The 23,956-nt window shown below is 64.8% G+C and carries 17 protein-coding genes; 13 read left to right on the top strand and 4 right to left on the bottom strand.

All coding sequences use genetic code 11. From position 1 onward, the window contains the following. Positions 1–120: 120 nt before the first annotated feature. Positions 121–1,038, bottom strand: coding sequence for a LysR family transcriptional regulator (locus V1277_RS15375; RefSeq protein WP_334417059.1), 918 nt, complete (start codon positions 1,036–1,038; stop codon positions 121–123). A gap of 118 nt (positions 1,039–1,156) precedes the next feature. On the opposite strand from V1277_RS15375, the gene V1277_RS15370 reads away from it, so the two are divergent. Further along, the gene (locus V1277_RS15370; RefSeq protein WP_334417058.1) at positions 1,157–2,158 is read left to right on the top strand and encodes an aldo/keto reductase; all 1,002 of its coding nucleotides are present in this window, start codon (positions 1,157–1,159) and stop codon (positions 2,156–2,158) included. Between the two features lie 14 nt (positions 2,159–2,172). Here the strand turns inward: V1277_RS15370 and V1277_RS15365 are convergent, their stop codons facing one another. Continuing rightward, positions 2,173–2,976: a HesA/MoeB/ThiF family protein gene (locus V1277_RS15365; protein ID WP_334417057.1), complete on the bottom strand. Its 804-nt coding sequence runs from the start codon at positions 2,974–2,976 to the stop codon at positions 2,173–2,175. A 148-nt stretch (positions 2,977–3,124) separates the two neighbouring features. Between V1277_RS15365 and V1277_RS15360 the strand changes: the two genes are divergently transcribed. Together V1277_RS15360 and V1277_RS15355 are read left to right on the top strand one after the other, a co-directional pair. Then, complete coding sequence (locus tag V1277_RS15360) at positions 3,125–4,501, top strand: serine protease (RefSeq protein WP_334417056.1); 1,377 nt, start codon at positions 3,125–3,127, stop codon at positions 4,499–4,501. A gap of 261 nt (positions 4,502–4,762) precedes the next feature. Next, complete coding sequence (locus V1277_RS15355) at positions 4,763–5,533, top strand: ParA family protein (protein WP_334417055.1); 771 nt, start codon at positions 4,763–4,765, stop codon at positions 5,531–5,533. An 85-nt stretch (positions 5,534–5,618) separates the two neighbouring features. Here V1277_RS15355 and V1277_RS15350 read toward each other — a convergent pair whose 3' ends face one another. After that, positions 5,619–6,137, bottom strand: a complete 519-nt coding sequence (locus V1277_RS15350) for a GNAT family N-acetyltransferase (RefSeq protein ID WP_334417054.1) — start codon at positions 6,135–6,137, stop codon at positions 5,619–5,621. 35 nt (positions 6,138–6,172) lie between these two features. Further along, the gene (gene mutM / locus V1277_RS15345) at positions 6,173–7,054 is read right to left on the bottom strand and encodes a bifunctional DNA-formamidopyrimidine glycosylase/DNA-(apurinic or apyrimidinic site) lyase (protein WP_334371506.1); all 882 of its coding nucleotides are present in this window, start codon (positions 7,052–7,054) and stop codon (positions 6,173–6,175) included. A gap of 79 nt (positions 7,055–7,133) precedes the next feature. Here mutM and ubiE point away from each other — a divergent pair, with 79 nt between their 5' ends. The 10 genes from ubiE to addA all read left to right on the top strand — a co-directional run bounded on the left by ubiE (position 7,134) and on the right by addA (position 23,888). After that, entirely contained in the window at positions 7,134–7,895 is a 762-nt protein-coding gene (gene ubiE, locus V1277_RS15340) for a bifunctional demethylmenaquinone methyltransferase/2-methoxy-6-polyprenyl-1,4-benzoquinol methylase UbiE (protein WP_334417053.1), read from the top strand. Further along, positions 7,892–9,466, top strand: a complete 1,575-nt coding sequence (ubiB, locus tag V1277_RS15335; RefSeq protein ID WP_334420383.1) for a 2-polyprenylphenol 6-hydroxylase — start codon at positions 7,892–7,894, stop codon at positions 9,464–9,466. The genes ubiE and ubiB overlap by 4 nt, the downstream gene beginning before the upstream one ends. Before the next feature lie 57 nt (positions 9,467–9,523). Further along, the gene (gene coaBC / locus V1277_RS15330; protein ID WP_334417052.1) at positions 9,524–10,963 is read left to right on the top strand and encodes a bifunctional phosphopantothenoylcysteine decarboxylase/phosphopantothenate--cysteine ligase CoaBC; all 1,440 of its coding nucleotides are present in this window, start codon (positions 9,524–9,526) and stop codon (positions 10,961–10,963) included. Beyond that, complete coding sequence (gene dut, locus V1277_RS15325; RefSeq protein WP_334417051.1) at positions 10,960–11,418, top strand: dUTP diphosphatase; 459 nt, start codon at positions 10,960–10,962, stop codon at positions 11,416–11,418. Before coaBC ends, dut begins: the two co-directional genes overlap by 4 nt. Positions 11,419–11,688: 270 nt before the next feature. Further along, on the top strand, positions 11,689–14,208 hold the full coding sequence (locus tag V1277_RS15320; protein ID WP_334371513.1) for a PAS domain-containing sensor histidine kinase: 2,520 nt from the start codon (positions 11,689–11,691) through the stop codon (positions 14,206–14,208). Next, a complete protein-coding gene (tsaE, locus tag V1277_RS15315) occupies positions 14,205–15,725 on the top strand; it encodes a tRNA (adenosine(37)-N6)-threonylcarbamoyltransferase complex ATPase subunit type 1 TsaE (protein WP_334417050.1) in 1,521 nt (506 codons plus the stop codon). Before V1277_RS15320 ends, tsaE begins: the two co-directional genes overlap by 4 nt. An 89-nt stretch (positions 15,726–15,814) precedes the next feature. Further along, positions 15,815–16,138, top strand: coding sequence for a PilZ domain-containing protein (locus V1277_RS15310; RefSeq protein WP_057844762.1), 324 nt, complete (start codon positions 15,815–15,817; stop codon positions 16,136–16,138). A gap of 129 nt (positions 16,139–16,267) precedes the next feature. Continuing rightward, positions 16,268–16,990: a nucleotidyltransferase family protein gene (locus V1277_RS15305; RefSeq protein WP_334417049.1), complete on the top strand. Its 723-nt coding sequence runs from the start codon at positions 16,268–16,270 to the stop codon at positions 16,988–16,990. A gap of 263 nt (positions 16,991–17,253) precedes the next feature. Continuing rightward, on the top strand, positions 17,254–20,400 hold the full coding sequence (gene addB, locus V1277_RS15300) for a double-strand break repair protein AddB (protein ID WP_334417048.1): 3,147 nt from the start codon (positions 17,254–17,256) through the stop codon (positions 20,398–20,400). Beyond that, positions 20,394–23,888 carry a double-strand break repair helicase AddA gene (addA, locus tag V1277_RS15295; RefSeq protein ID WP_442894489.1) on the top strand — a complete coding sequence of 1,165 codons (3,495 nt, stop codon included), beginning with the start codon at positions 20,394–20,396 and terminating at the stop codon, positions 23,886–23,888. The genes addB and addA overlap by 7 nt, the downstream gene beginning before the upstream one ends. Positions 23,889–23,956: the final 68 nt, after the last annotated feature.

Below are 23,956 nucleotides of genomic sequence, written 5' to 3'. Positions count from 1 at the left end.
GGGTGGGGTGATCTCTCCACTCGGGCACTGTTGGATGTGGAGAGACCGTCACCCCACCCCGCCTCTGATTTCGCTTCGCTCAATGTGAGGCGACCCTCCCCCTCCAGGGGAGGGTGACAGCTACGGCTTGCTCTTCCGCCTCTCCCGCTTCCGCCATTCCGCGACGAAAGCCACGAACGCGGCAAGCGCCGGCGGCGGCTGGCGACGGCTCGGATAGTACAGAAACGGTCCCAGAAACGGCGGGCACCAGTCGTCGAGCACGCTGACCAGCGCGCCCGACTTGATGCCGTACCGTACATAACCCTCGAACGTCAGCCAGAAGCCCACCCCGTCATGGACAGCGCGCAACGCCAGCCCCAGATAGGTCGCGACCAGCTTGGCCGGCGGTGAAACCTTTACGACGCGGCCCGCTTTCTCGAACTCCCAATCCAGCATCGCGCCGCTGCCGAAGCGGGTGCGGATACAGGCATGGTCGAGCAGATCCTTCGGCGCTCCCGGTCGACCATGCTGAGCAACATATTCCTTCGACGCCACCACCGCGTAACGCTGCGGCGCCCCGAGCGAAACCGCGATCATGTCCTGCGCCAGATGTTCGCCATAGCGCACGCCGGCGTCGAACCCGCCGGCGACGATATCGACAAACGCACTCTCGCCGACGATCTCCAGCTCGATCTTGGGATGCTTCTCGAGAAACGGCGCGACCATCGGCGCCAGCACCAGGTCGATTGCCGGCGCCGGCGCATTGATGCGCAGACGCCCCGACGGCACGGCCCGCAGGCCGCGCACCTGATCGAGCGCCGCACCCACATCCGATAGCGCCGGGCCGACGCGCCCCAGCAACAACTCGCCGGCTTCGGTGAGGGCTACGCTGCGCGTGGTGCGATTCATCAGGCGCACGCCGAGCCGCTCCTCCATGTCGCGCAGCCGCTGGCTGAGGCTCGAGACGGAGACGCCTTGCTCGACCGCGGCACGCCGGAAATTCCGGGTGCGCGCCACGGCAACAAAAGCATCGAGGTCGCGGAGGTCGAGATCCTTCATTGTTCGATATAGTGAACAAGCTATTTGAAATTGTCCACCTTACCGGTTCAGTCGAGAAGGTTCATATCAACCGCGTCATCACGGCGCAGATCCGGCGCCGACTACGAGGAGAACCGCCATGGAAACACGCAAACTCGGCTCTACCGGCCCAACCGTTTCTGCCATCGGCCTCGGCTGCATGGGCATGTCAGACTTCTACGGCCCGGCCGACCGCAGCGAGAGCATCGCCACCATCCACGCCGCGCTCGATGCCGGCATCACCCTGCTCGACACCGGCGATTTCTACGGCATGGGTCACAATGAAATGCTGATCGGTGAAGCGCTTGCCGCGCGCGGCCGCGATAACGTCCAGATCAGCGTCAAGTTCGGCGCGCTGCGCGATCCCGCAAAGAACTGGTCCGGCTATGACAGCCGCCCGGCGGCGATCAGGAATTTCCTCGCTTATTCGCTGCAGCGGCTGCGCGTCGAGACCATCGACATCTATCGGCCGGCTCGGCTCGATCCAGACGTACCGATCGAGGAGACGGTCGGTGCGATGGCCGACATGGTGAAGGCCGGCTGGATCAGGCATATCGGCCTGTCGGAGGTCGGCGCGGAGACCATCCGCCGCGCCCATGCGGTGCACCCGATCCGCGACCTGCAGATCGAATACTCACTGATCTCGCGCGGCATCGAGGACAACATCCTGCCTACCTGCCGCGAACTCGGCATCGGCATCACGGCCTATGGCGTGCTGTCGCGCGGGCTGATCAGCGGACACTGGACGGCCGACCACGGGACCAAGGATTTTCGTGCCATGAGCCCGCGTTTCCAGGGAAGCAATCTCGACGCCAATCTGGCGCTGGTGGACTCATTGCGTGCGATTGCAAGCGAGCTCGGCGCCTCCCCCGCACAGGTCGCGATTGCATGGGTCGCGGCGCAGGGTAACGACATCGTGCCGCTGGTCGGCGCCCGCCGCCGTGACCGTCTCGCTGAGGCGCTCGGCGCGCTCGATGTGAAACTGACGCGGGCTCACTTGTCCGCGCTGGCCGAGGCGTTACCGCCCGGCGTGGCTGCCGGGGCGCGCTATCCCGAGGCGCAGCTCGCGCATATGGACAGCGAGAAGCGCGTCGGTGCGTGAGTGGATCGGGCACGCTACGCCGCGTGCCCGCTCAAATCGGTGATCGTGGGCGTATCGCCGTTGAGCGGGTTTTGTGGATCGCGCGCGTAGCGCAGGGTTTCGAACCGCATCGCGCGTGCATCGACCATCACCAGTCGGCCAACCAGGCTCTCGCCGAAGCCGACGATCTCGCGGATCGCTTCCAGCGCCATCATCGAGCCCAGCATGCCCGCCAGCGCGCCCATGACGCCGGCCTCGGCGCAGGCCGGAATGGTGCCGGGCGGCGGCGGTTCGGGAAACAGGCAGCGATAGGTCGGATTGAAGTGGCCGTCGGCGTCTCGTTCATGCGCCCGGATCGTGGTCAGCGATCCGTCGAACATCCCGAGCGCCGCCGTGATCAGCGGCTTGCCGGCAAAGAAGCAGGCATCGGAAACCAGATAGCGGGTCTCGAAATTGTCGGAGCCGTCAAGCACGAGATCGTAGTCGTCGATCAGCGACATCACGTTCCCCGCCGCGAGACGCACCCCATGCGCCTCGAAACGAACATGGGGGTTGAGCGCGTGAACGGTCTCCGCGGCGCTATCGACCTTGCGCCGCCCGATGTCCGGCGTGGTGTGGATGATCTGCCGCTGCAGATTGGACAGCGAGACGACGTCGTCATCGACAGCGCCGAGCCTGCCGACACCGGCCGCCGCCAGATACATCAGGACGGGCGCGCCAAGACCGCCGGCGCCGATCACCAGCACGGACGCCGCTTTCAAGGCGGCCTGCCCGGGACCGCCGACTTCGCGCAGCACGATATGGCGGGCGTAGCGTTCGAGTTCATCGGCGCTCAGCATGGTGGTGTGCTGTCCTTCCTTCGCTGGCAAACCCTCATGGTGAGGGATAATCCCCCTGAACCGGGGCGCGGTTGTTGCCGACTAAGCAGATGTGCTTAATTGGCCGGGCGTCAATGATCGCACTCTCCTTATTCTGCCGGGATTTGTCATGAGATTGGTGCTTTCAGCAACATTGATGATCGCAGCCTCGGTTTTTGTGATCTCGGGGGCCGCCGCGCAGACGCAAATGACGCCACCTTCCACGGCGGGCACCAAGCCGAAGCAAGTCACGACGGTGCCGATCCGTCCCGCGCTGCAGAAGCCGGAAGACACGGCGAAGGCCTTAGGCCAGGCCGAACGGCTGGCGCTGCAGTCGGACCTCGCCTGGGTCGGGCAATATAACGGCGCGATCACCGGCGACGTCAGCGAGCGCATGGTCAATGCGATCAAGGAATTCCAGAAGTCGCGCGGGGCTAAGCCAACCGGCGTGCTCAATCCGCAGGAGCGCGGCCTCCTCGCCGATACTGCCAGGAAAAAGCAGGAGAGCGTCGGCTGGAAAATCGTCATCGATCCCGGCACCAGCGCGCGGCTCGGCATTCCCGCCAAGCTGGTACCGCAGCAGGCCAGCGACGCCAACGGCACCAAATGGACGTCACCAACCGGCACGATCCAGATCCAGCTTTCGCGGCGCAAGGAAGCCAATCCGACCACGGCGAAACTCGCCGAGCGCGAGAAGAAGGAGCCGGGCCGCAACATCGACTACACCGTGGTCAAGCCGGATTTCTTCGTGCTGTCCGGCCTGCAGGGCCTGAAGAAGTTTTATATGCGCGGCACCTTCAAAGGCGACGAGGTCCGCATCCTCACCATCATGTACGACCAGGCAACCGAGAACACCGTCGAGCCCGTGGTGATCGCGATGTCGAGCGCGTTCAACGCATTTCCGGCGCCCGCGCAGACGGCGGGGCCTCCCCCGCGCAAGAGCGTGGAGTACGGCACCGGTGTCGTCGTCGGCGACGATGGCGCGATTCTGGCTGACCGCCAGATCACCGATGGCTGCCTCACGGTCGCGATCGCAGGCTTCGGCAATGCCGATCGTGTCGCCGAGGACAAGGAGCACGATCTGGCGCTCTTGCGCATCTATGGCGTGCGCGGGCTGAAGGCGCTCAATCTCGCCAATGCTGCCACCAAACCGGCGCTCGACCTCACCGGCATTGCCGATCCGCAGAACCAGGGCGGCGCGGCGGTGACCAGCACCAAGGCCACGGTAGCCCAGCTAGGCGGCAGCAGCGACATCACGCTGACGCCCGCGCCGGCGCTCGGCTTCTCCGGCGCGCCCGCGCAGGACGGCGACGGCAAATTCGCCGGCATCGCGCTGTTGAAGCCGGTTCAAGTGGCGGGACCTACCAATGGCGTGCCGGCGGCGCAAGCGATGCTGGTGACCGCCGAAACGGTACGCGACTTCCTCAAGGCCAACGGCATCAACGCGGCTGACGGATCGACGGACGCCAAGGCGTCGGTGGTCCGCGTGATCTGCGTGCGGAAATAGTGCTCGCTCGTGTCCCGGACGCGGTGCAGCGTGTAGCGCTGCTCCGCAGAGCCGGGGTCGCCGCACGGCAGTATTTGCCCGGATGACCACATTTCCATAATCGGGCATCATTGCAAACTGACTGATTCGGACTACCGCGATCCCCTGACCTTTGGATCGGGCTGGGCACGTCTGAACGAGCGTGTAAATCGGCGCCGCAGAATGCGGCGCAGCTCGTGTGCCGCAACCAAAAATGCCTGAAAGCCATCCAAAGGATCTGAAATGCAGACGATCGTATTGGCCACCCAGAAGGGTGGCTCCGGCAAAAGCACGCTCGCCATCAGCCTTGCGCTTGCCGCCATCCGGGCCGGGCACAATGTCCGCCTGATCGAGACGGACTCGCAGGGCACCCTTTCGAACTGGAAGCGCCGCCGGCCCTATGCCGCGCCGGTCGTCGAGCCGGTCTACGCCGCCAGGGAGGTCGAACAACGCCTGCAATCGCTCGACCGCGAGGGCGTGACGGTCGCGATCGTGGATACCGCCGGCGGCATCAGCGCCGCGACCAATTCGGCGATTCGTTATGCCGATTTCTGCCTGATCCCGACGCGCCCGAGCATCGCCGACATTGAGGCGACCGCTCCGACGCTCAGCGTCGTCAGGGCCTGGTACAAGCCGTTCGCCTATGTCCTGAACCAGACGCCGATCCGGAGCGCGGCGCGGCTCGCCAGCGCGGAGAATGCACTGAGCGACGAGGCCGCGCTCGACATCGGCGATATCCTTGCCAAACCCTTGATCGTGATGCGCAACGATCATCAGGATGCGCTCAGCGCCGGACTTGCGGTCTGCGAATACGCGCCGTGCGGCAAATCTGCCGAGGAAATCCGCGCTCTCTGGCAGTGGATCGAAGTGCGGCTCGGCAATATGGCAGCGGCCGGCGACGAGCCGATCATCGAGGAGTTGGTGGAAACGCCTGCGATACTTCCGGCAATGGCTGCGCTGCCGGTCATCGCGAACGACAGCGCTCTCTTCCTGAGAGCGCCGGCTCGAGCCTGACATTCCCGCTTCGCGCAGCGTCATTGCGCGAGGCGAAAACGGAAGCAATCCAGCCGACCAGCCCCGCTGGATTGCTTCGCTCCGCCTACCTGTTCCGGCGCAGCCATTGTTCCCGCGTCACACGCCATCGTTCCGCTAGCGTCTGACCGTTGTGATGTGCAAGCTCGGTGTAGCCGACCAATTCGGCGCCGGTCTTTTGCTTGACCCGGCGCGATGCCTCATTGGTTACCGCGTTACAGACGTAGAAAACCTCGAGACCCAGTACGCCGAAGACGAAATTGTTCACCTCCGCGACGGCTTCACTCATCAGGCCTTGATTCCAATAGCGCTCCGCGAGCCAGAAGCCCCGGTTGCCCTTCGCATTGTCCGACCTCGGGCGAAAGCGAATATTCCCGATCGCCTCGCCATCACCGCCGCGCAGCACCAGCATCCAATTATAGATCTCTTCCCCCGCGGCGACCCTCTCCAACTCCCTCGTGATGAAAGTCGTCGCGCCGTCCTCTGGATATGGCCAGGGGACAACCGATGCGAGATGCTGGATGATATTCCAGTTGTTGAAATGGCGTTGGATCGCCGGCGCATCGGACAGCGCGAGCGGCCGCAAGATCAGTCGCTTCGTTTCAAGCGTCGGCGTGTTGGTTATTTCTGACATTTCGGGCACCAGAAGGTTGAACGGCCGTTCTGTACGAAGCGTCGCACGACGCCGCCGCAGCCTTTAGTTTGGCACTTCTCGCCCTCGCGGTCATAGACCTGGAACGAGTGCTGGAAATAGCCGAGCTCGCCCGAGGTCAGCCGGTGATCGCTGATCGAGGAGCCGCCGGCCTTGATCGCCTGATTGAGCACTGTGTGAATTGCATTCACCAGCCGCCCGGCGTGATCGGTCGGCTCGCCTTTCTTCGTTGCCAGCGTCGCCGCCAACCGCCGCGGCGAGAGATGCGAGCGGTACAGCGCCTCACAGACATAGATATTGCCGAGACCGGCGACCACGCGCTGGTCGAGCAGCGCGGCCTTCAGGCTGGTCTTCTTGTTGAAACACGAGCGCGCCAGCATCCCGGCGTCGAATTCGTTGCCGAGCGGCTCCGGACCGAGCCCCTTCAATAGCGGTTCATCCTCCAGCACGTTGCGGGCAATAATCTTCATGTAACCGAAGCGGCGCGGATCATTGAACACGACGGATCTGCCCGACGACATGTGAAACACCACGTGATCATGAGCGCGGTCCTCGCTGCGCGGATGGTGGAATTGGCCGGGCGTATTGTTAGTGCCGCCATCGAGCACCCGGAACGAGCCGGACATGCCCAGATGCATCAGCAGCACATCGCCGGAGGTAAGATCCGCCATCAGGTATTTGGCGCGGCGGCCAAGGCCGGTCACGGTCTGGCCCTCCAGTCGAGCGATAAAGTCTTTTTGAAAGGGAAACCGCAAATCCTTGCGCCGGGCTTCCGCTTTGAGGATTTTCGACCCCTCCATGGCGGGTTGCAGGCCGCGGCGGACGGTCTCAACTTCGGGCAATTCAGGCATGAAGGCATTCACCTTATGGAGGTGACGTGATAGCGCCATTGCGACGGGCGCGCTATGGTCCGCTAGTGGAGTACATCTAATGGTTCGGCCGGATCAAACCACCCATTTTGGCTTCAGGGACGTGCCCTTAGGGGACAAGCAGACGCTGGTGAACGACGTGTTTCACAGCGTGGCAAGACGCTATGACCTGATGAACGACCTGATGTCGGCGGGCCTGCACCGGGTCTGGAAAGACATCATGATCACGGCGCTCAACCCGCCGAAAAGTGATGCGCCGTTCACGCTGCTCGACGTCGCCGGCGGCACCGGCGATATCGCCTTCCGCGCGGCCAAGGCCGCAGGCTTTGGCTTCCGCGCCACCGTCTGCGACATCAATACGGATATGCTCGAGGTCGGCCACAACCGCGCGCTGGCGCAGCATCTCGACCATCAGGTGTCTTTCGTCGAAGGCAATGCCGAGGCGCTGACTTTCCCGGATCGCTCCTTCGACGCCTACACCATCGCCTTCGGCATTCGCAACGTGCCGCGGATCGATGCGGCGCTGCGCGAAGCCTATCGCGTGCTGCGGCCGGGCAGCCGATTCCTGTGTCTGGAATTCTCCACCGTCGACGTTCCCGGACTGGACTGGCTGTACGACCAGTTCTCGTTCAGGGTGATCCCGCCGCTCGGCCGCGCCGTGACCGGCGATGCCGAATCCTATCAGTATCTCGTCGAATCGATCCGGAAATTTCCCCGGCCCAATGTATTTGCCGAGATGATCCGCGGCGCCGGCTTTGCGCGGGTGAAATGGGAAAGCCTGTCCGGCGGGATCGTGGCGCTGCATTCGGGCTGGCGCTTGTGATTTCTGCGGCGACCCACATCGCGCGGCTTGTCCGCGCCGCTTACGTGTTCGCGCGCGAGGGCGTGTTCGGCGTCGTCGACCCGAGCCTGGTGCCGGCACCCGGGCAGCTCGCGCTGCGACTGGCGCGATTGATCGAACGGCCCGGCGCCAAATCCGGCCCACGGCTATCCCGCGCGCTGACGCGGCTGGGACCGGCGTACCTCAAGCTCGGGCAGTTTCTGGCGACCCGCCCCGACGTGGTCGGGGTTGCTATGGCGCGCGACCTGGAAAGCCTGCAGGATCGGCTGCCGCCGTTTTCGCAAAGTGAAGCGGAAGCGGTGATCGCACTGTCGCTGGAACGCTCTGTGGCCAAGGCCTTTGTCAGCCTCGGCCCGGCGGTCGCCGCCGCGTCCATCGCGCAGGTGCATCGCGGCGAGATCGAGCGCAATGGCGTGCGCCAGCCGGTCGCCGTAAAGGTACTCCGGCCCAACGTCGCCTCGCGTTTTCGCCGCGACCTCTCCGACTTCTTCTTTGTCGCACACAACGCGGAAGCGCATTCGGCCGAAGCGCGGCGGCTGCGGCTGATCGAGGTCATCAACACGATGTCGCGCACGGTCGCGATGGAGATGGACCTGCGGCTTGAGGCTGCCGCCTTGTCCGAGATGGCGGAGAACACCCGCGACGATCCGGATTTCCGCGTGCCGGTCGTCGACTGGGACCGCACCACTCATAACGTGCTGACGATGGAATGGATCGACGGCATCGCACTGAACGACCATGCGCGCCTCGAAGCAGCGCAGGTCGATTTGCCCGACCTCGGGCGCAAGGTGATTCAGAGTTTCCTGCGCCACGCGCTGCGCGACGGCTTCTTTCATGCCGATATGCATCCCGGCAATCTGTTTCTCGACGATGCCGGCCGGCTGGTGGCGGTCGATTTCGGCATTATGGGTCGGCTCGGCGTGAAGGAGCGGCGCTTCCTCGCCGAAATTCTCTTGGGCTTCATCACGCGCGACTACCGCCGCGTTGCGGAAGTCCATTTCGAGGCCGGCTACGTGCCGGGGCATCATTCGGTGGAAAATTTCGCGCAAGCCATCCGCGCCATCGGCGAGCCGATCCACAACCGCACCGCCGAAGAAATCTCGATGGCGAAGCTGTTGACCCTGCTGCTCGAGGTCACCGGCCTGTTCGACATGCAGACCCGGCCCGAACTGATCCTGCTACAGAAGACCATGGTGGTGGTCGAAGGGGTCGCCCGCGGCTTCGACCCCAAGCTCGATATCTGGAAGGTCGCCGATCCCGTGGTGCGCGAATGGATCGAGCGCAATCTCGGCCCGCTCGGGCGGGTTCAGGGAGCGATGACCGGCGCCGGCGAACTCGGCCGCGTCATGACGGGCCTGCCGGCGATCGCGTCGCGGGCAGTTGCCGTGATCGAGAACATGGAAAAGATGTCCCGCGAGGGCCTGACGCTGTCGCCGGAAACCGTTGCGGCGCTCGGCCGGGCCGAAGGCCGCAAGAGCCGCTGGCGCACGGTGGCGCTGTGGATCATCGCAGCGACCTTTATCGGAATCCTGTTTGCGATCCTGCAGTTGTGATTGCAATGCTAGCATAGCGTGCTAGCATTGCCTGCATAATTTGCCGGAGGCCGCCCTATGGCCAGCCTGACCATCCGAAAACTCGATGAAACCGTCAAAGCCTATCTGCGGCTCCGGTCGGCGGGAAACGGCCGCTCCGTCGAAGAGGAAGTCCGGGTCATCCTGGGAGAACTCATCCAAGGGCGCCCCGAACTATCAGGCGCCACCACGTCACCACCATCCGCAGAGGCCAACGCACAGGCAGTGCCGGTCAGCGCCTCCAGCGAACGGAGTGTCACCCTGATCATCGGCGGCGGCATCGCCGCTTTCAAGTCGCTGGAGCTGATCCGGCGGCTGAAGGAGCGACACGTTCACGTCCGCTGCGTGCTGACCAAGGCAGCGCAGCAATTTGTCACGCCGCTTTCGGCCAGCGCGCTGTCGCACGAGCGCGTCTATACGGACCTGTTCAATCCCGAGAGCGAATTCGACGCCGGACACATCCGGCTGGCGCGCGAATGCGATCTGATCATCGTGGCGCCGGCGACCGCCGACCTGATGGCGAAGATGGCGCACGGCCATGCCGACGATCTCGCTACCGCCATCCTGCTGGCAGCCAACCGGCCAATCCTGCTGGCGCCTGCGATGAACCCCCTGATGTGGAACAACGCCGCCACCCGCCGCAACGTCATGCAGCTTCGCCGCGACGGCGTTCACATGATCGGCCCCAACGCCGGGGAAATGGCCGAGTCCAATGAGGCCGGCATCGGGCGGATGTCGGAGGCGGTCGAGATTGCCGCCGCCGCCGTCGACATCCTGCGCCCGCCGCGACCACGCCCGCTCGCGGGCAAGCGTGTGCTGATTACGGCAGGGCCGACGCATGAGGCGATCGATCCCGTGCGCTATATCGCCAACCGCTCGTCCGGCAAGCAGGGTTTTGCCATCGCCGCCGCGGCACAGGCTGCGGGCGCGGACGTCACGCTGGTGTCCGGCCCGGTCGACTTGCGCGATCCCCCCGGCGTCACGGTGATCCGGGTCGAATCGGCGCGTGACATGCTGCATCGGGTGGAAGCCGCCTTGCCGGCGGACATCGCGATCTTCGCCGCCGCCGTTGCCGACTGGCGCGTTGCCAATGAAGGCGAGCAGAAACTGAAAAAGACGTCCGCCGGCATGCCGCAGCTCGCACTGGTGGAAAATCCCGACATTCTGGCGACGATCTCGAAACTGAAGGAGAAGCGTCCGCCGCTGGTGATCGGCTTTGCCGCCGAGACCGAACATCTGATCGACAACGCAAAAGCCAAGATCGCGCGCAAGGGCTGCGACTGGATCGTCGCCAATGACGTGTCGCCTTCAACTGGCGTGATGGGCGGCGACCGCAACACCGTTCACCTGCTGACGCGCGACGGCGAGGACATCAACGTCAACAACATTAAAGTGGAGTCTTGGCCGGTGATGACCAAGGAACAGGTCGCAGCCGAACTGGTGGCGAAGATTGCGCAGACCATGGAGAAGAATTCGTGAGCGTGACGGTGAGGGTCGATGTCTGCCAACTGCCACATGGTGAGGGTCTCGCACTGCCGGCCTATCAGAGCGCCGATGCCGCCGGGCTCGACCTGCTCGCGGCGGTGCCTGCGGATACGCCGCTGATCCTCCCGCCCGGAAAATTCGCGATGGTGCCGACCGCACTCACGATCGCGTTGCCTTCCGGATATGAGGCGCAGGTGCGGCCGCGCTCCGGACTTGCCGCCAAACACGGCGTCACGGTGCTGAACTCGCCCGGCACGGTGGATGCGGACTACCGCGGCGAGATCAACGTGCTCCTGATCAACCACGGCGATACGCCCTTTCCAATCAAGCGCGGCGAGCGCATCGCGCAGATGGTGATTGCGCCTGTGGTGCAGGCGAAACTGGTTCCCGTCACTTCGCTGATGGCAACCGGCCGTGGCAGTGGCGGTTTCGGCTCGACCGGACGCTGAATCGTTCGGTTTGAACGGTTCTGAACGATGCCGCCTTGATTTTTTCACAGGCAGTTTTGCGTTCACGGTCTGGACTCTTACCGGTCGACTTCCGAAGGGGATACTCTCGACCCGATTCGTGTAGAGCGCGACCAGCAAAAGTGGGGTCCGGTTTTGTGTCCGGGCGCGCTCAATCCTTAGTCGGCGCATAATCTCAACGCAAACCGCTCACATTTTGGCGGATTATGCGCTGGGGGTGGTGCCAGCAGTCATGCGTTCTTGGGGCAAATAATGTCGGGCGTAGTCGCTGCGATGCGTCGAACCCTGCTGTCGTGCACCTCACTGGCGCGCCACGGCGTGATTGCGCTCGCCACCGCCCTCTCCGCGCTGCCGGAGCCCGCGTTGGCCGACGAATTGACGATCACGCAGGCGATTTCCGCCTTGTTCGACCTCAATCACCAGGAGTTCGCGGCGCTGACCACGGCGCTATCGCTGCTCGGTTTTACCGTGGTGGCCGCGATCCTGCTGATGCGCACGCGGATTCGGGCCACCCGGATGGAACTCGACCTGCGCTCCGACATCGCCGATCTGCAGGTACAAGCCGACCGGCTGCGCGCGCTGTTGTTCGCCGAGCCGCAGATCCTGATCGCCTGGGCCGCGGGGGACAACCGGCCCCAGATCAGCGGCGACACTTCGCTTCTGATCTCGCAGGACGCACTGTCGAATTCGCCGCAACGCATTCTCGCCTTTGGAACCTGGCTGCCGCCGGAACCGGCGCTGCAGATGGACCATGCGGTCGACGCGCTGCGCGAGGCCGGCGAAGGCTTTCTGCTCAACCTCTCCACCTCGAATGGCCGCGCCATCGAAGCGATGGGCCGCGCCATTGGGGGGCAAGCCATTGTGCGGATTCGCGAACTTGGCGGCTTGCGCCGTGAGCTCGCCGAATCCAATCTCCGCTACAGGACGCTTTTGGAGGAGACCGATTTGCTGCGCGACTTCGCCGCCGCGGCGCCCTGGCCGATCTGGGCCAAGAGCGCCGAGGGCAATCTGCGTTACGCGAACACCGCCTATGTGCGGGCCACCGAAGGCGCAAGCGTCGCGGACACGATCTACCGCAACCTCGAGCTGCTGGAGAACGACCAGCGTTCCGAGATGGGCCGGGTGCTGAACGACAATTCCACCTACGCCGCGCGGCTGCCGATCGTGGTCGGCGGCGAGCGGCGCATCTATGACGTTCAGGCGCTCAAGCTCGGCGGCGGCAGCGCCGGCATCGCCATCGACGCCAGCGAGGCAACCCAGTTACGCGACGCCATGGAGCGGATGGCGGAAGCCCATCGCCGCACCCTCGACCAGTTGTCGTCGGGGGTTGCGGTATTCGATGGCCAGCGGCGGCTTGCCTTCTACAACGAATCCTACCGGCGGCTGTGGGGCCTCGATCAAGCCTTCCTCGATTCCAACCCCGACGATTCAAGCGTGCTCGATCGGCTGCGCGCGGCGCGCAAACTGCCCGAGCAACCGGATTTCCGCGCCTGGAAGGCCAAGCTCCACGAAGCCTACCGCGCCGTCGAGCCGGAGAACTACACCTGGTTTCTGCCCGACGGCCGCGCCGTCAGCGTCGTCACCACGCCGAACCTCGAGGGCGGCGTCACCTATCTGTTCGACAATGTCACCGAAAGCTTGGATCTCGCACGCCGCTATGACCGGCTGACCCGGGTTCAGCATGAAACGCTCGACAATCTGGCTGAAGCGGTCGCGGTGTTCGGCAGCAACGGCCGCGTGGAACTGTTCAATCCCGCTTTCCTGAAAATGTGGAAGCTCTCGGCGGAAGCGCTCAAAGAACAGCCCCACATCGAAACCGTGGAAGCGTGGTGCAAGCCGCTGTTCGACGATGCGTTGACTTGGCGGACGCTGCGCGAGGCGATCACCGCGATCGAGAACCGGGCGCAGGTGGCGCAGAAACTCGAACGCAAGGACGGCAGCGTGCTGGATTGCATGACCATGCCGCTGCCCGACGGCGCGACTCTTTTGACATTCCAGGACATCACCGATACCGAAAATGTCGAGCGCGCGCTGCGCGAGCGCAACGAGGCGCTGGAAGCCGCCGACCAGATGAAGGTGGATTTCGTCCACCACGTGTCCTACGAGCTGCGCGCACCGCTGACCACCATCATCGGCTTCGCACATTTCCTCAGCGATCCCTCGACCGGCCCGCTGACGCCAAAGCAGGCCGAGTATCTCGACTACGTCACCAAGTCGACCAACGCGCTGCTCGCGCTCACCAACAACATCCTCGATCTCGCCACCATCGATGCCGGCGCCATGAAGCTCGAGCTCGGCCCGGTCAATATCGAAGGAGCCATTCAGGCCGCCGCCGAAGGCATCCAGGACCGGCTGGCGACCGACCGCATCGAGCTCAAGGTCGATATCGATCCTGAGATCGGCAACTTCACCGGCGACGAGCGGCGCGTGGTGCAAGTGCTCTATAACCTGCTTGCCAACGCGGTCGGGTTCTCGCCGCACGATGCCGCGGTCACGATCAGCGCGCGGCGAACCGAGCATCGCGTGATCTTCACCGTCTCCGATTCCGGCCCCGGCATTCCCGCCGAAGTGAAAGACAGGGTATTCGACTGGTTTGAGAGCCACTCCCACGGCTCGCGCCACCGCGGCGCAGGCCTCGGCCTGTCGCTGGTACGCTCGTTCGTCGAACTGCATGGCGGCAAAGTGCGCGTCGACTCGGTCGTCGGCAGAGGCACGACCGTCACCTGCGATTTTCCGATCGACCAGAACGCCCACCGTAACGCCGCCGAATGACCGCGCCTGCGACATTTACAGTGGCGTTGGCGAACGAGGCGGCAACGGCGCATCTGATGGCCGACCTCGCGCTGCTGGTCGGCCCCGGCGACGTCATTACGCTGTCGGGCGATCTCGGCGCGGGAAAGACCGCGGCGGCGCGCGCCATGATCCGCTATCTCGCCGACGATCCCGCGCTCGAAGTGCCGAGCCCGACATTCACGCTGGCGCAGAGCTACGAGCTGCCGTTTCCGATTGTCCACGCCGATCTCTACCGCATCAACGATTCGAGCGAGCTGGAGGAAATCGGCTTGTCGCCGCTGCCGGAGGGCACGCTGGCGCTGATCGAATGGCCGGAGCGCGCACCCGACGCACTGCCCGAAGATCGCATCGACATCGCCTTCAGCCATCGTCCCGCGCTCGGATCGAGCGCGCGGGCCGCCGAAATCACCGGCTATGGCAAAGCGGCGGCGCAGGTGGCGCGACTAAGCAGCTTGCGCAAATTTCTCACTGAAGCCGGCTTCCTCGATGCAGCGCGCGAGCGCATGCCCGGCGACGCCTCGACGCGCTCCTACGCGCGCCTGATCGGCGACGACGGCACATCCATCCTGATGAATTCGCCGCGCCGTCCGGACGGACCGGCGATCTATGCCGGAAAATCCTACAGCGCGGCCGTTCATCTCGCCGAGGATGTCAAGCCGTTCGTCGCCATCGACAACGGCCTGCGCGCACACGGCTTCTCGGCGCCCGCGATCCGCCACGCCGATCTCGATTCCGGTTTTCTGATCACCGAGGATTTCGGCAGCGCCGGCATCGTCGAAGGCGACCCGCCGCGACCGATCGCCGAGCGCTATGAGGCGGCAACCGACATGCTCGCGGCGTTACACCGCGAAACCCTGCCCGAAACGGCGCCGCTCGGGCCGCAGGGCTCTTACGAAATTCCGGTCTACGATATCGATGCATGGCTGGTCGAGATCGGGCTGATGCTCGAATGGTATCTGCCGGTTCACGGCGCTGAAGTCAGTCCGCAACAACGCGACGAATTCGTCGCGATGTGGCGAACACTACTCGAAAAGCCGGCGGCTGCGCCGCGAACCTGGGTGCTGCGTGATTTTCATTCGCCCAACATCATCTGGCTCGACGATCGCACCGGGATTTTACGTGTCGGCATCATCGACTTCCAGGACGCCGCGTTGGGCCCTGCCGCCTACGATTTGGTATCCCTGTTGCAGGACGCGCGGATCGACGTCCCCGAACCGCTCGAGTTGTCGCTCTTGACCCGCTACATCAAGGCGCGCCGCGCGGCAGATGGCCAGTTCGATCCGGCCAGCTTTGCCGAGCTCTACGCCATCATGTCGGCGCAGCGGAATACGCGCCTGCTCGGTACCTTCGCCCGGCTCAACGGGCGCGACGGCAAGCCGCAATATCTGCGCCATCAGCCCCGGATCTGGACCTACCTGAACCGCTCGCTGGCGCACCCCGCCCTGGCGGCGTTTCGCGAATGGTACGCCGCCAACGTGCCGCCGCCCCTGCCCTGATTTACCTCCTGTTAGCCACCCCGCATTTAATCTGGAACCGGCACGCTGCGCAGGCGTGGACCAGCATTTTTTGAAACGGAAGGACGGCCATGGCGGCGGCGGAACGGCGCAAGGGAGATCGAGTCGTATTCGAGCGCGGCTTTGCGGCGCACATGATGGGGATCGACGGCACCTGGCGGCGTGATTGCGTGATGGAAGACGTCTCCGAGACCGGCGCCAAGCTGACGGTCGAAGGCTCGGTCGAGGGCCTGCATCTGAAGGAATTCTTCCTGCTGTTGTCATCGACGGGACTGGCCTATCGGCGCTGCGAGCTGGCCTGGGTCAATGGCGATCAGATCGGCGTCAATTTCCTGAAGCAGGGCGACAAGAAGAAGAAAATGGCCAAGCGCGGGGCCGAGGACGCCGAAGCCTGAAGTTGGCAAGCACCGGCGGCCGTCGTACGGCCGTCATGTGCGGCCACTAAGGCCTCATGGTTGCTGGGTTCAAGCGAATCGCCGTGGTATGATCCACGGCGCAATTTGAAGGTTCGAGAAACTCCAAGAATGTCCGTTACGCCCACCAAAGCCATGGTCCTTGCCGCCGGTCTCGGTTTGCGCATGCGCCCGCTGACCGACCACATGCCGAAGCCGCTGGTGAGCGTGGCCGGCCAGCCGTTGCTCGATCACGTGCTCGACAAGCTCGCCGGCGCCGGCGTCGGCGAGGCCGTGGTCAATGTGCATTACCTGCCTGACCAGATCATCCAGCACACCGCGAACCGTAGCCTGCCCCGCATCATCATTTCCGACGAACGCGACCAGGTGCTCGGCACCGGCGGCGCAGTGGTGAAGGCGCTGCCGCTGCTCGGCAAGGAGCCGTTCTTCCACGTCAACGCCGATACGATGTGGATCGATGGCGTACGGCCCAATCTGACGCGTCTTGCCGAAACCTTCGACGCGGATCGCATGGACATCCTGCTCCTGATGGCGCCGACCACGAACAGCATCGGCTATGCCGGCCGCGGCGACTACGCCATGCTGCCGGATGGCGCGCTGCGCAAGCGGCGCGAACATCAGGTGGTGCCGTTCGTCTATGCGGGAGCCGCAATCATGTCGCCCTCGCTGTTTGCCGACGCGCCGGCAGGCGAGTTTTCGCTGACCAAAATGTTCGACCGCGCCAACGAGCAGGAACGATTGTTTGGCCTCAGGCTCGATGGCGTCTGGATGCATGTCGGAACGCCCGACGCGGTACAGGCGGCGGAAGAGGCGTTTTTGGAAAGCGTGGCCTGATCCTACGCTGGACCAGTAGTCCCGTAGGGTGGGCAAAGGCGCGTCGCGCCGTGCCCACCATGCATCCCGGATTTCGGTAGGAATGGTGGGCACGCTTCGCTTTGCCCACCCTACCGCTCAGACAAAAATCTCGAAAACAAGCCCATGCAAAGTAGAGTGGGCCCGGACTGCTTTGGCAGTGAGTAGCGGGGACGCCGCCCTCACCCGCATGACCTCCCCCTCATTCCTTCCTATATTGCCCCTGATCTCGAATCAGGAAGCCCATGCGCGTTTTCAGCGTTCCCGTCTCCGCACCGTTCCTGCGCACCGTCATCGCGGCGCTGGTCGACGGCCGGCTGGTCGAGGGATTCGAGGCGCGAAAGGATCCGCTGAATCTCGCAACGGCAACGCTCTATCTGCCGACCCGGCGCGCCGGGCGGCTGGCGCGGGAGATTTTTCTTGATGAGCTGAAGACCGACGCCGCGATCCTGCCGCGCATCGTAGCCCTCGGCGACATCGACGAGGACGAGCTGGCGTTTGCGGAAGGTTCCGAACAATTCAGCGGCGTCTCGCCGCTCGACATTCCGCCACGGCTCGGCGAACTGGAGCGCCGCCTGACGCTGGCGCATCTGGTTGCGGCATGGGCAAAAAGCCCGGTGTCGGCGCCGCTCGTGGTCGGCGGCGCGGCCTCGACGCTGGCGCTGGCCAGCGATCTGGCGCGGCTGATGGACGACATGGTGACGCGCGGCGTCGCCTGGGAAGCGCTCGACAGGCTGGTGCCCGACCAGTTCGACAAATATTGGCAGCACTCGCTGGAATTCCTGCGCATCGCGCGCAAGGCATGGCCGGAGCACTTAAAGGAAATCGCAAGAATCGAACCTGCGGAACGGCGCGACCGCCTGATTGAGGCGGAAGCCGCGCGCCTGACCGCACATCATGAGGGGCCGGTGGTCGCGGCAGGTTCGACCGGTTCGATGCCGGCAACCGCGAAATTCCTCACTGCCGTAGCCCACCTGAAGCAGGGCGCGGTGGTGCTGCCGGGGCTCGACACCGATCTCGACGAGGAAGCCTGGCAGACGATCGGCGGCGTCAGAGACGCGCAGGGCAAATTCACCACGCAGCCCTCCTCGAACCACCCGCAATTCGCGATGCATGGATTGCTGGATCGCTTTGGCATCAATCGAAGCGATGTCGAACTTCTCGGCAAGCCGGCGCCGCTGGGCCGAGAAGTACTTGTATCGGAGACGATGCGCCCGTCGACGGCGACCGAGCAATGGCACGACCGGCTGGCACTGCCGGAAGTGTCTGCGAGGATCGCGGCCGGCATGGCAAATCTCGCCGTCGTCGAAGCGCCCAACTCGGAGATGGAAGCGCTGGCGATTGCGGTGGCGATGCGCGAGGCGCGGCACCTCGGTAAGTCAGCCGCGCTGGTAACGCCGGACCGCGCGCTGGCGCGTCGGGTGATGGCGGCGCTGAGGCGCTGGAATCTCGAGTTCGACGATTCCGGCGGCGACGCGCTGATGGACACGCCAAGCGGCATTTTTGCCCGCCTCGCCGCAGAAGCCGCCGCCCAAGGGCTGGAGCCTTCGACGCTGCTGGCGCTGCTGAAGCATCCGCTGTTTCGGCTCGGTGGCGCACCCGGCGCATTCAAGCATGTCATCGAGAGCCTCGAATTGGCGCTGCTGCGCGGCACCCGGCCGCAGGCAGGAACGGCCGGCTTGGCGCGCGACTTCGATCGTTTCCGCGTCGAGCTCGGAAAACTCCGGCGCAAGGAAACCTCCTCGCTTCACGCCTCGGAGCCACGCGCGAAACTAAGGGATGACGAGCTCGATCAGGTCCATGCGCTGATCGCGGCGTTGCAGAAGGCGCTGTCGCCGCTGGAAATCATGGGTTCATCGAAGCCGTACGATTTCGCAGAGCTGGCGCTGCGCCATCGTGAAGCGCTGATCGCGCTGTCCTCGGATCAGAACGGCGTTGCAGTCGTCTTCGAGGAAGCCCAAGGCTCGGCCCTGTCAGCGGCGTTCGACGACCTGCTTGCCGAGCAAAAGCCGAGCGGCCTGATGGTCCAGCTCGGCGATTACCCCGATGTGTTCCAGACCGCCTATGCCGATCGCATGGTGCGGCGGCCGGAATCCGCGAATGCACAACTCCAAATCTACGGCCAGCTCGAAGCGCGGCTGACCGAATCCGACCGCGTCATCCTTGGCGGGCTGGTCGAAGGCGTGTGGCCGCCGGCGCCGCGAGTCGATCCGTGGCTGAGCCGGCCGATGCGCCATGAACTCGGCCTCGACCTGCCGGAGCGGCGCATCGGCCTCTCTGCGCACGACTTCGCGCAATTGCTGGGCACGCCAGATGTGATTCTCACCCATTCGGCAAAAGTCGGCGGCGCGCCGGCGGTCGCCTCACGCTTCCTGCACCGCCTGGAGGCGGTGGCCGGTGAACCGCGCTGGGAGGAAGCCAAACGTGCCGGAGAAAATTACGTCCGATTCGCCGCCGAACTGGATCAGCCCGACGAGGTCAAGCCGATCGAGCAGCCCGCGCCGAAGCCACCGGTCGAGACGCGGCCACTCAAGCTGTCGGTCACGGCGATCGAGGATTGGCTGCGCGATCCCTATACGATCTACGCAAAATATATTCTGCGGCTTGATCCGCTCGATCCCGTCGACATGCCATTGTCGGCGGCCGATCGCGGCTCGGCGATCCATGACGCGCTCGGCGAATTCACGCAAGAATTCGCCGACGCGCTTCCGCCGGAGCCCGCGCTGGCGCTGCGCGGCATCGGTGAAAAATACTTCGCGCCGCTGATGGAGCGGCCGGAGGCACGCGCCCTGTGGTGGCCGCGGTTTCAGCGCATCGCCACCTGGTTTGCGGATTGGGAAAAGGCTCGGCGCGACGACATCGAGAAAATTGCCGCCGAGATCAGAGGCGAGATCAAGATTCCGCTCGACAACGAGCGCATCTTCACGCTGTCCGCGCGCGCCGACCGGATCGAGCAGCGCCATGACGGCAGCTTTGCGATCCTCGACTACAAGACCGGACAGCCACCGACCGGCAAGCAGGTGCGGATGGGCCTCTCGCCGCAACTGACGCTGGAGGCCGCGATCCTGCGCGAGGGCGGGTTTGAGAATATCCACGCCGGCTCATCTGTCGGCGAACTCGTCTATATCAGGCTCAGCGGCAACAATCCGCCCGGCGAACAGCGCTCGCTGGAACTGAAAATCAGGAACAACGACACGCCGCAACGGCCGGACGAAGCGGCCGACTACGCGCGCGAGCAGCTTGAAGCGCTAATCCGAAAATTCGAGAACGTGGAGACCGCCTATACCTCGCTGAACCTGTCGATGTGGTCGAACCGTTATGGCGCTTACGACGACCTCGCCCGCATCAAGGAATGGTCGGCGGCCGGCGGCCTGGGGATCGAGGAATGGTGAAGGCCCGGCGCATCATACCCGACGCCGTTCGCGCGACGCAGGCGCGTGCGTCCGATCCGGCGGCGTCCGCCTTCGTCTCGGCGAACGCGGGCTCGGGCAAGACGCATGTGCTGGTGCAGCGGGTGATCCGGCTCTTGCTCGACGGCGTGGCGCCGGAGAAAATTCTCTGCATCACCTTCACGAAAGCCGCCGCCGCCAACATGGCGGAGCGCGTGTTCACCACGCTGGGCCATTGGGTGACGCTCGACGACGACGCGCTGGATGCGGCGATCCGCGAGGCCGGCATTCCCCATCCCAGCGCACGCCTGCGCAAATCGGCGCGCAAACTATTCGCCTGCGCGCTGGAGACGCCGGGCGGGCTGAAGGTGCAGACCATCCACGCGCTGTGCACGCGGCTGCTGCAGCAATTCCCGTTCGAGGCCAACGTGCCGGCGCGGTTCGCCGTGCTCGACGAGCGCGACCAGAACGAGATGATGGAGCGTGCCAATCTCGCCGTTTTCCTCGAGGCGTCGCGCAACCCTGACAGCGCGACCGGGCGCGCGCTGATGACGGCGATGGCGAGCGCTGCCGACGTCACCTTCAAGGACGTCGTGCGCGAAGCCTGTCTCAGCCGCGATCATTTCATGGCATGGACGGATGCCGCCGGCAGCGCGCAGGCGGCCGCTGAGCAAATTTCAGCGGCGCTCGGCGTCAATCCCGATGATCGCATTGAAGATGTCGAGCGTGAGATTGTTGAAGGACCCAACCTGCCGCGATCGCAATGGCAGGAAATCGCCCTGGTTCTGGATACTAGCAGTAAAGCCGACCAGAAACAGGCCGACCGACTTCGTGAGGCGCTGGTATTTACCGGGGCTGCCCAAGTTGACGCGTATCTCGGGTTATTTCTCACAGATGAACGCACGCCAAGAGCAACGGTCGTCACCAACAGCTTTGTCAAAAAGAATCCTGCGGTTGGTCGATTGTTCGATTCGGAAGTCGGCCGCGTCCTTCCCCTGATCGAACGCCGCCGCGCATTGGTGGCGCGCGACCGTACCGAGGCGCTGCTATATATCGCAACCGCTGCAGCGGCGAACTATCGCCGCGAGAAGCAGGAGCGCGGCCTGCTCGACTATGACGACCTGATCGACAAGACGCTGGAAATGCTCGACCGCGTCTCCTCGGGCTGGGTGCATTACAAGCTCGATCGCGGCGTCGACCATGTGCTGATCGACGAGGCGCAGGACACCAGCCCGCGGCAATGGGACATCGTCGCGCACATCATCTCCGAATTCACTTCGGGTACCGGCGCGCGCGACGGCGTGGTGCGAACGGTGTTCGCGGTCGGCGACGAGAAGCAATCGATCTTTTCGTTCCAGGGCGCGGCCCCGCGCGAATTCGACCTGCGCCGCCGCGCCTTGCAGCGGAAGTTCGAGGGCGCCGGACTGAAGTTCGATCCGGTTTCCTTCACCTATTCGTTCCGCTCCGGACCGGAGATCCTTCACGCGGTCGATCAGGTGTTTCGCGAGCAGGACATCTACCGCAGCATTCACGCGGTCGATATCGGCAACCCGATCCATCATGCGCTGGCCGATGCTGGTCCCGGCCAGATCGATCTCTGGGAGCTGGCGGAAGCCGATGACCGGCAGGATATCGAGGGCTGGCGCGCGCCATTCGACGGCGTCTCCGCGACCAGCCCCGAAGTGAAGCTGGCCCGACGCATCCAGGCCGAGATCAAGGCGCTGGTCGGCAGCGGTGCGATGACCGGAAGCAAAAACGACCGCCGTCCGCTGCGCTATGGCGACATGCTGGTCTTGGTGCGGCGACGCGGCAACGCGTTCGACGCCGTGATCCAGGCGCTGAAGCACGCCGGCATCCCGGTCGCGGGCGCCGACCGCCTCAAGCTGACCGAGCACATCGCGATCATCGACCTGATGAACCTGGCCGACGCGCTGCTGCTGCCGCAGGACGATCTGGCGCTGGCAGTGGCGCTGAAGAGCCCGCTGTTCGGGCTCGACGATGACGACCTGTTCAAGATCGCCTGGCATCGCAAGGGATCCTTGCGCGCCGCATTGACCGCGCGCGCCGCGGCTGATGGCCGGCTGCGGGATGCGCTGTGGCGGCTCGAGCAGTGCGAGCGCCGCTTTGCCAGCGAAACGCCGTTTGCGTTCTATGCCTGGCTGCTCGGCGGCGATGGCGGCCGCGCGCGAATCCTGCGCCGGCTCGGGCACGAGGCGAACGACGCGCTGGATGAGTTTCTGGAACTGGCGCTGAGCTACGAACGCAAGGCGCCGGCCTCGCTGCAGGGCTTCATGGCGTGGCTGCGCACCGCCGATCTCGAAGTGAAGCGCGACATGGAGATCTCGCGCGACGAGGTCCGTGTCATGACGGTGCATGGCGCCAAGGGCCTGGAAGCGTCCGTCGTGTTCCTGGTGGACACCACGACCTCGCCCTCGGACACGCAGCGGCTGAAACTCATCAACCTGCCGCTGGGCAATGCCGATCCGCATGCGCCCGGTGTCGTGGTCTGGGCCGGCCGCAAGGCCGAGGATCCGCCCGCGGTCGTCGCGGCCCGTGCGGCGATGATCGGCGATACCGAGGATGAATACCGCCGCCTGCTCTATGTCGCGATGACGCGTGCGGCGGACCGCCTGATCGTCGGCGGCTGCTTGCCCGGCAACATGAAGAGCGTCCGGCCGCTGTCCTGGTACGATCTGATCACCAAGGGGCTCGACGGTTCTGGATTGCAGCTTCAGGAGGTCGAGACCGCCATAGGTCGGGTAAAGCGCTATACGCGGCCCGAGGAGTCCGCACCCTCGGCCGCTCCGCGTGCTGCGTCGTCCCCGGCGGCGCCGATCGTGCTGCCCACCTGGCTGCTGACGCCGGCACAGCCCGAAATTTCCCCGGAAAGCCTGTTGCGGCCTTCGGACCCGACATACAGCGAGCAGCACCCGGTGCGGACGGCCGAATCCCTCGTGCAGCGTGCCCGTGCCCTGCAGCGCGGCACATTGGTGCACCGGCTTCTGCAGTCGCTGCCCGATGTCGTCGCCGAGCGCCGCCGCGAGGCCGCGCTGACCTATCTGGCCCGCAATGCCGATGGCTGGGCCGAGGAGGAGCGGCGGGTGCTGGCCGAAAGCACGCTCGCCTTGATCGCCGATGCGCGGTTTGCGCACGCTTTCGCCCCGGGCAGCCGCGCCGAAGTCTCGATCGTCGGACGGCTGGAGCGGCCGGGCGGACGGCCGGCGCTGGTGTCCGGGCAGATCGACCGCCTCGTGGTGACCGAGCGCGAAGTCCTGATCGTCGATTTCAAGACCAACCACGCCCCGCCGGGCCGGCCCGAGGAGGCGCCGAGGGGCTATGTCCGCCAGCTCGCGCTGTACCGGGCGGTGCTCGGCAAGCTTTATCCCCAGCGCCCGGTGCGGGCGGCGCTGCTTTGGACCGAAACCTCTGAATTGATGGAGATTTCCGCTTCCGCGCTGGAGGCCGAGCTGGCATCCATCATCTCGGCGTGACCGCGCTTGACCCGACAGGATCGCGTTCATAGGTTTGCCACTATCATCCCAGGGCGCGATTCTTGACC

It is taken from the genome of Bradyrhizobium sp. AZCC 1588, assembly GCF_036924735.1.
Taxonomy (GTDB): domain Bacteria; phylum Pseudomonadota; class Alphaproteobacteria; order Rhizobiales; family Xanthobacteraceae; genus Bradyrhizobium.
This window is presented reverse-complemented; position numbering and strand designations above follow the sequence as displayed.

Excerpts from the sequence above, each read along its gene's own strand:
- tsaE (WP_334417050.1), top strand. The coding sequence starts at position 14,205 with ATGACCGCGCCTGCGACATTTACAGTGGCGTTGGCGAACGAGGCGGCA.
- ubiE (WP_334417053.1), top strand. The coding sequence starts at position 7,134 with ATGGTTCGGCCGGATCAAACCACCCATTTTGGCTTCAGGGACGTGCCC.
- V1277_RS15360 (WP_334417056.1), top strand. The coding sequence starts at position 3,125 with ATGAGATTGGTGCTTTCAGCAACATTGATGATCGCAGCCTCGGTTTTT.
- V1277_RS15375 (WP_334417059.1), bottom strand. The coding sequence starts at position 1,038 with ATGAAGGATCTCGACCTCCGCGACCTCGATGCTTTTGTTGCCGTGGCG.
- V1277_RS15365 (WP_334417057.1), bottom strand. The coding sequence starts at position 2,976 with ATGCTGAGCGCCGATGAACTCGAACGCTACGCCCGCCATATCGTGCTG.
- V1277_RS15305 (WP_334417049.1), top strand. The coding sequence starts at position 16,268 with ATGTCCGTTACGCCCACCAAAGCCATGGTCCTTGCCGCCGGTCTCGGT.
- V1277_RS15320 (WP_334371513.1), top strand. The coding sequence starts at position 11,689 with ATGTCGGGCGTAGTCGCTGCGATGCGTCGAACCCTGCTGTCGTGCACC.
- addA (WP_442894489.1), top strand. The coding sequence starts at position 20,394 with ATGGTGAAGGCCCGGCGCATCATACCCGACGCCGTTCGCGCGACGCAG.
- V1277_RS15310 (WP_057844762.1), top strand. The coding sequence starts at position 15,815 with ATGGCGGCGGCGGAACGGCGCAAGGGAGATCGAGTCGTATTCGAGCGC.
- V1277_RS15370 (WP_334417058.1), top strand. The coding sequence starts at position 1,157 with ATGGAAACACGCAAACTCGGCTCTACCGGCCCAACCGTTTCTGCCATC.
- V1277_RS15355 (WP_334417055.1), top strand. The coding sequence starts at position 4,763 with ATGCAGACGATCGTATTGGCCACCCAGAAGGGTGGCTCCGGCAAAAGC.
- addB (WP_334417048.1), top strand. The coding sequence starts at position 17,254 with ATGCGCGTTTTCAGCGTTCCCGTCTCCGCACCGTTCCTGCGCACCGTC.
- mutM (WP_334371506.1), bottom strand. The coding sequence starts at position 7,054 with ATGCCTGAATTGCCCGAAGTTGAGACCGTCCGCCGCGGCCTGCAACCC.
- coaBC (WP_334417052.1), top strand. The coding sequence starts at position 9,524 with ATGGCCAGCCTGACCATCCGAAAACTCGATGAAACCGTCAAAGCCTAT.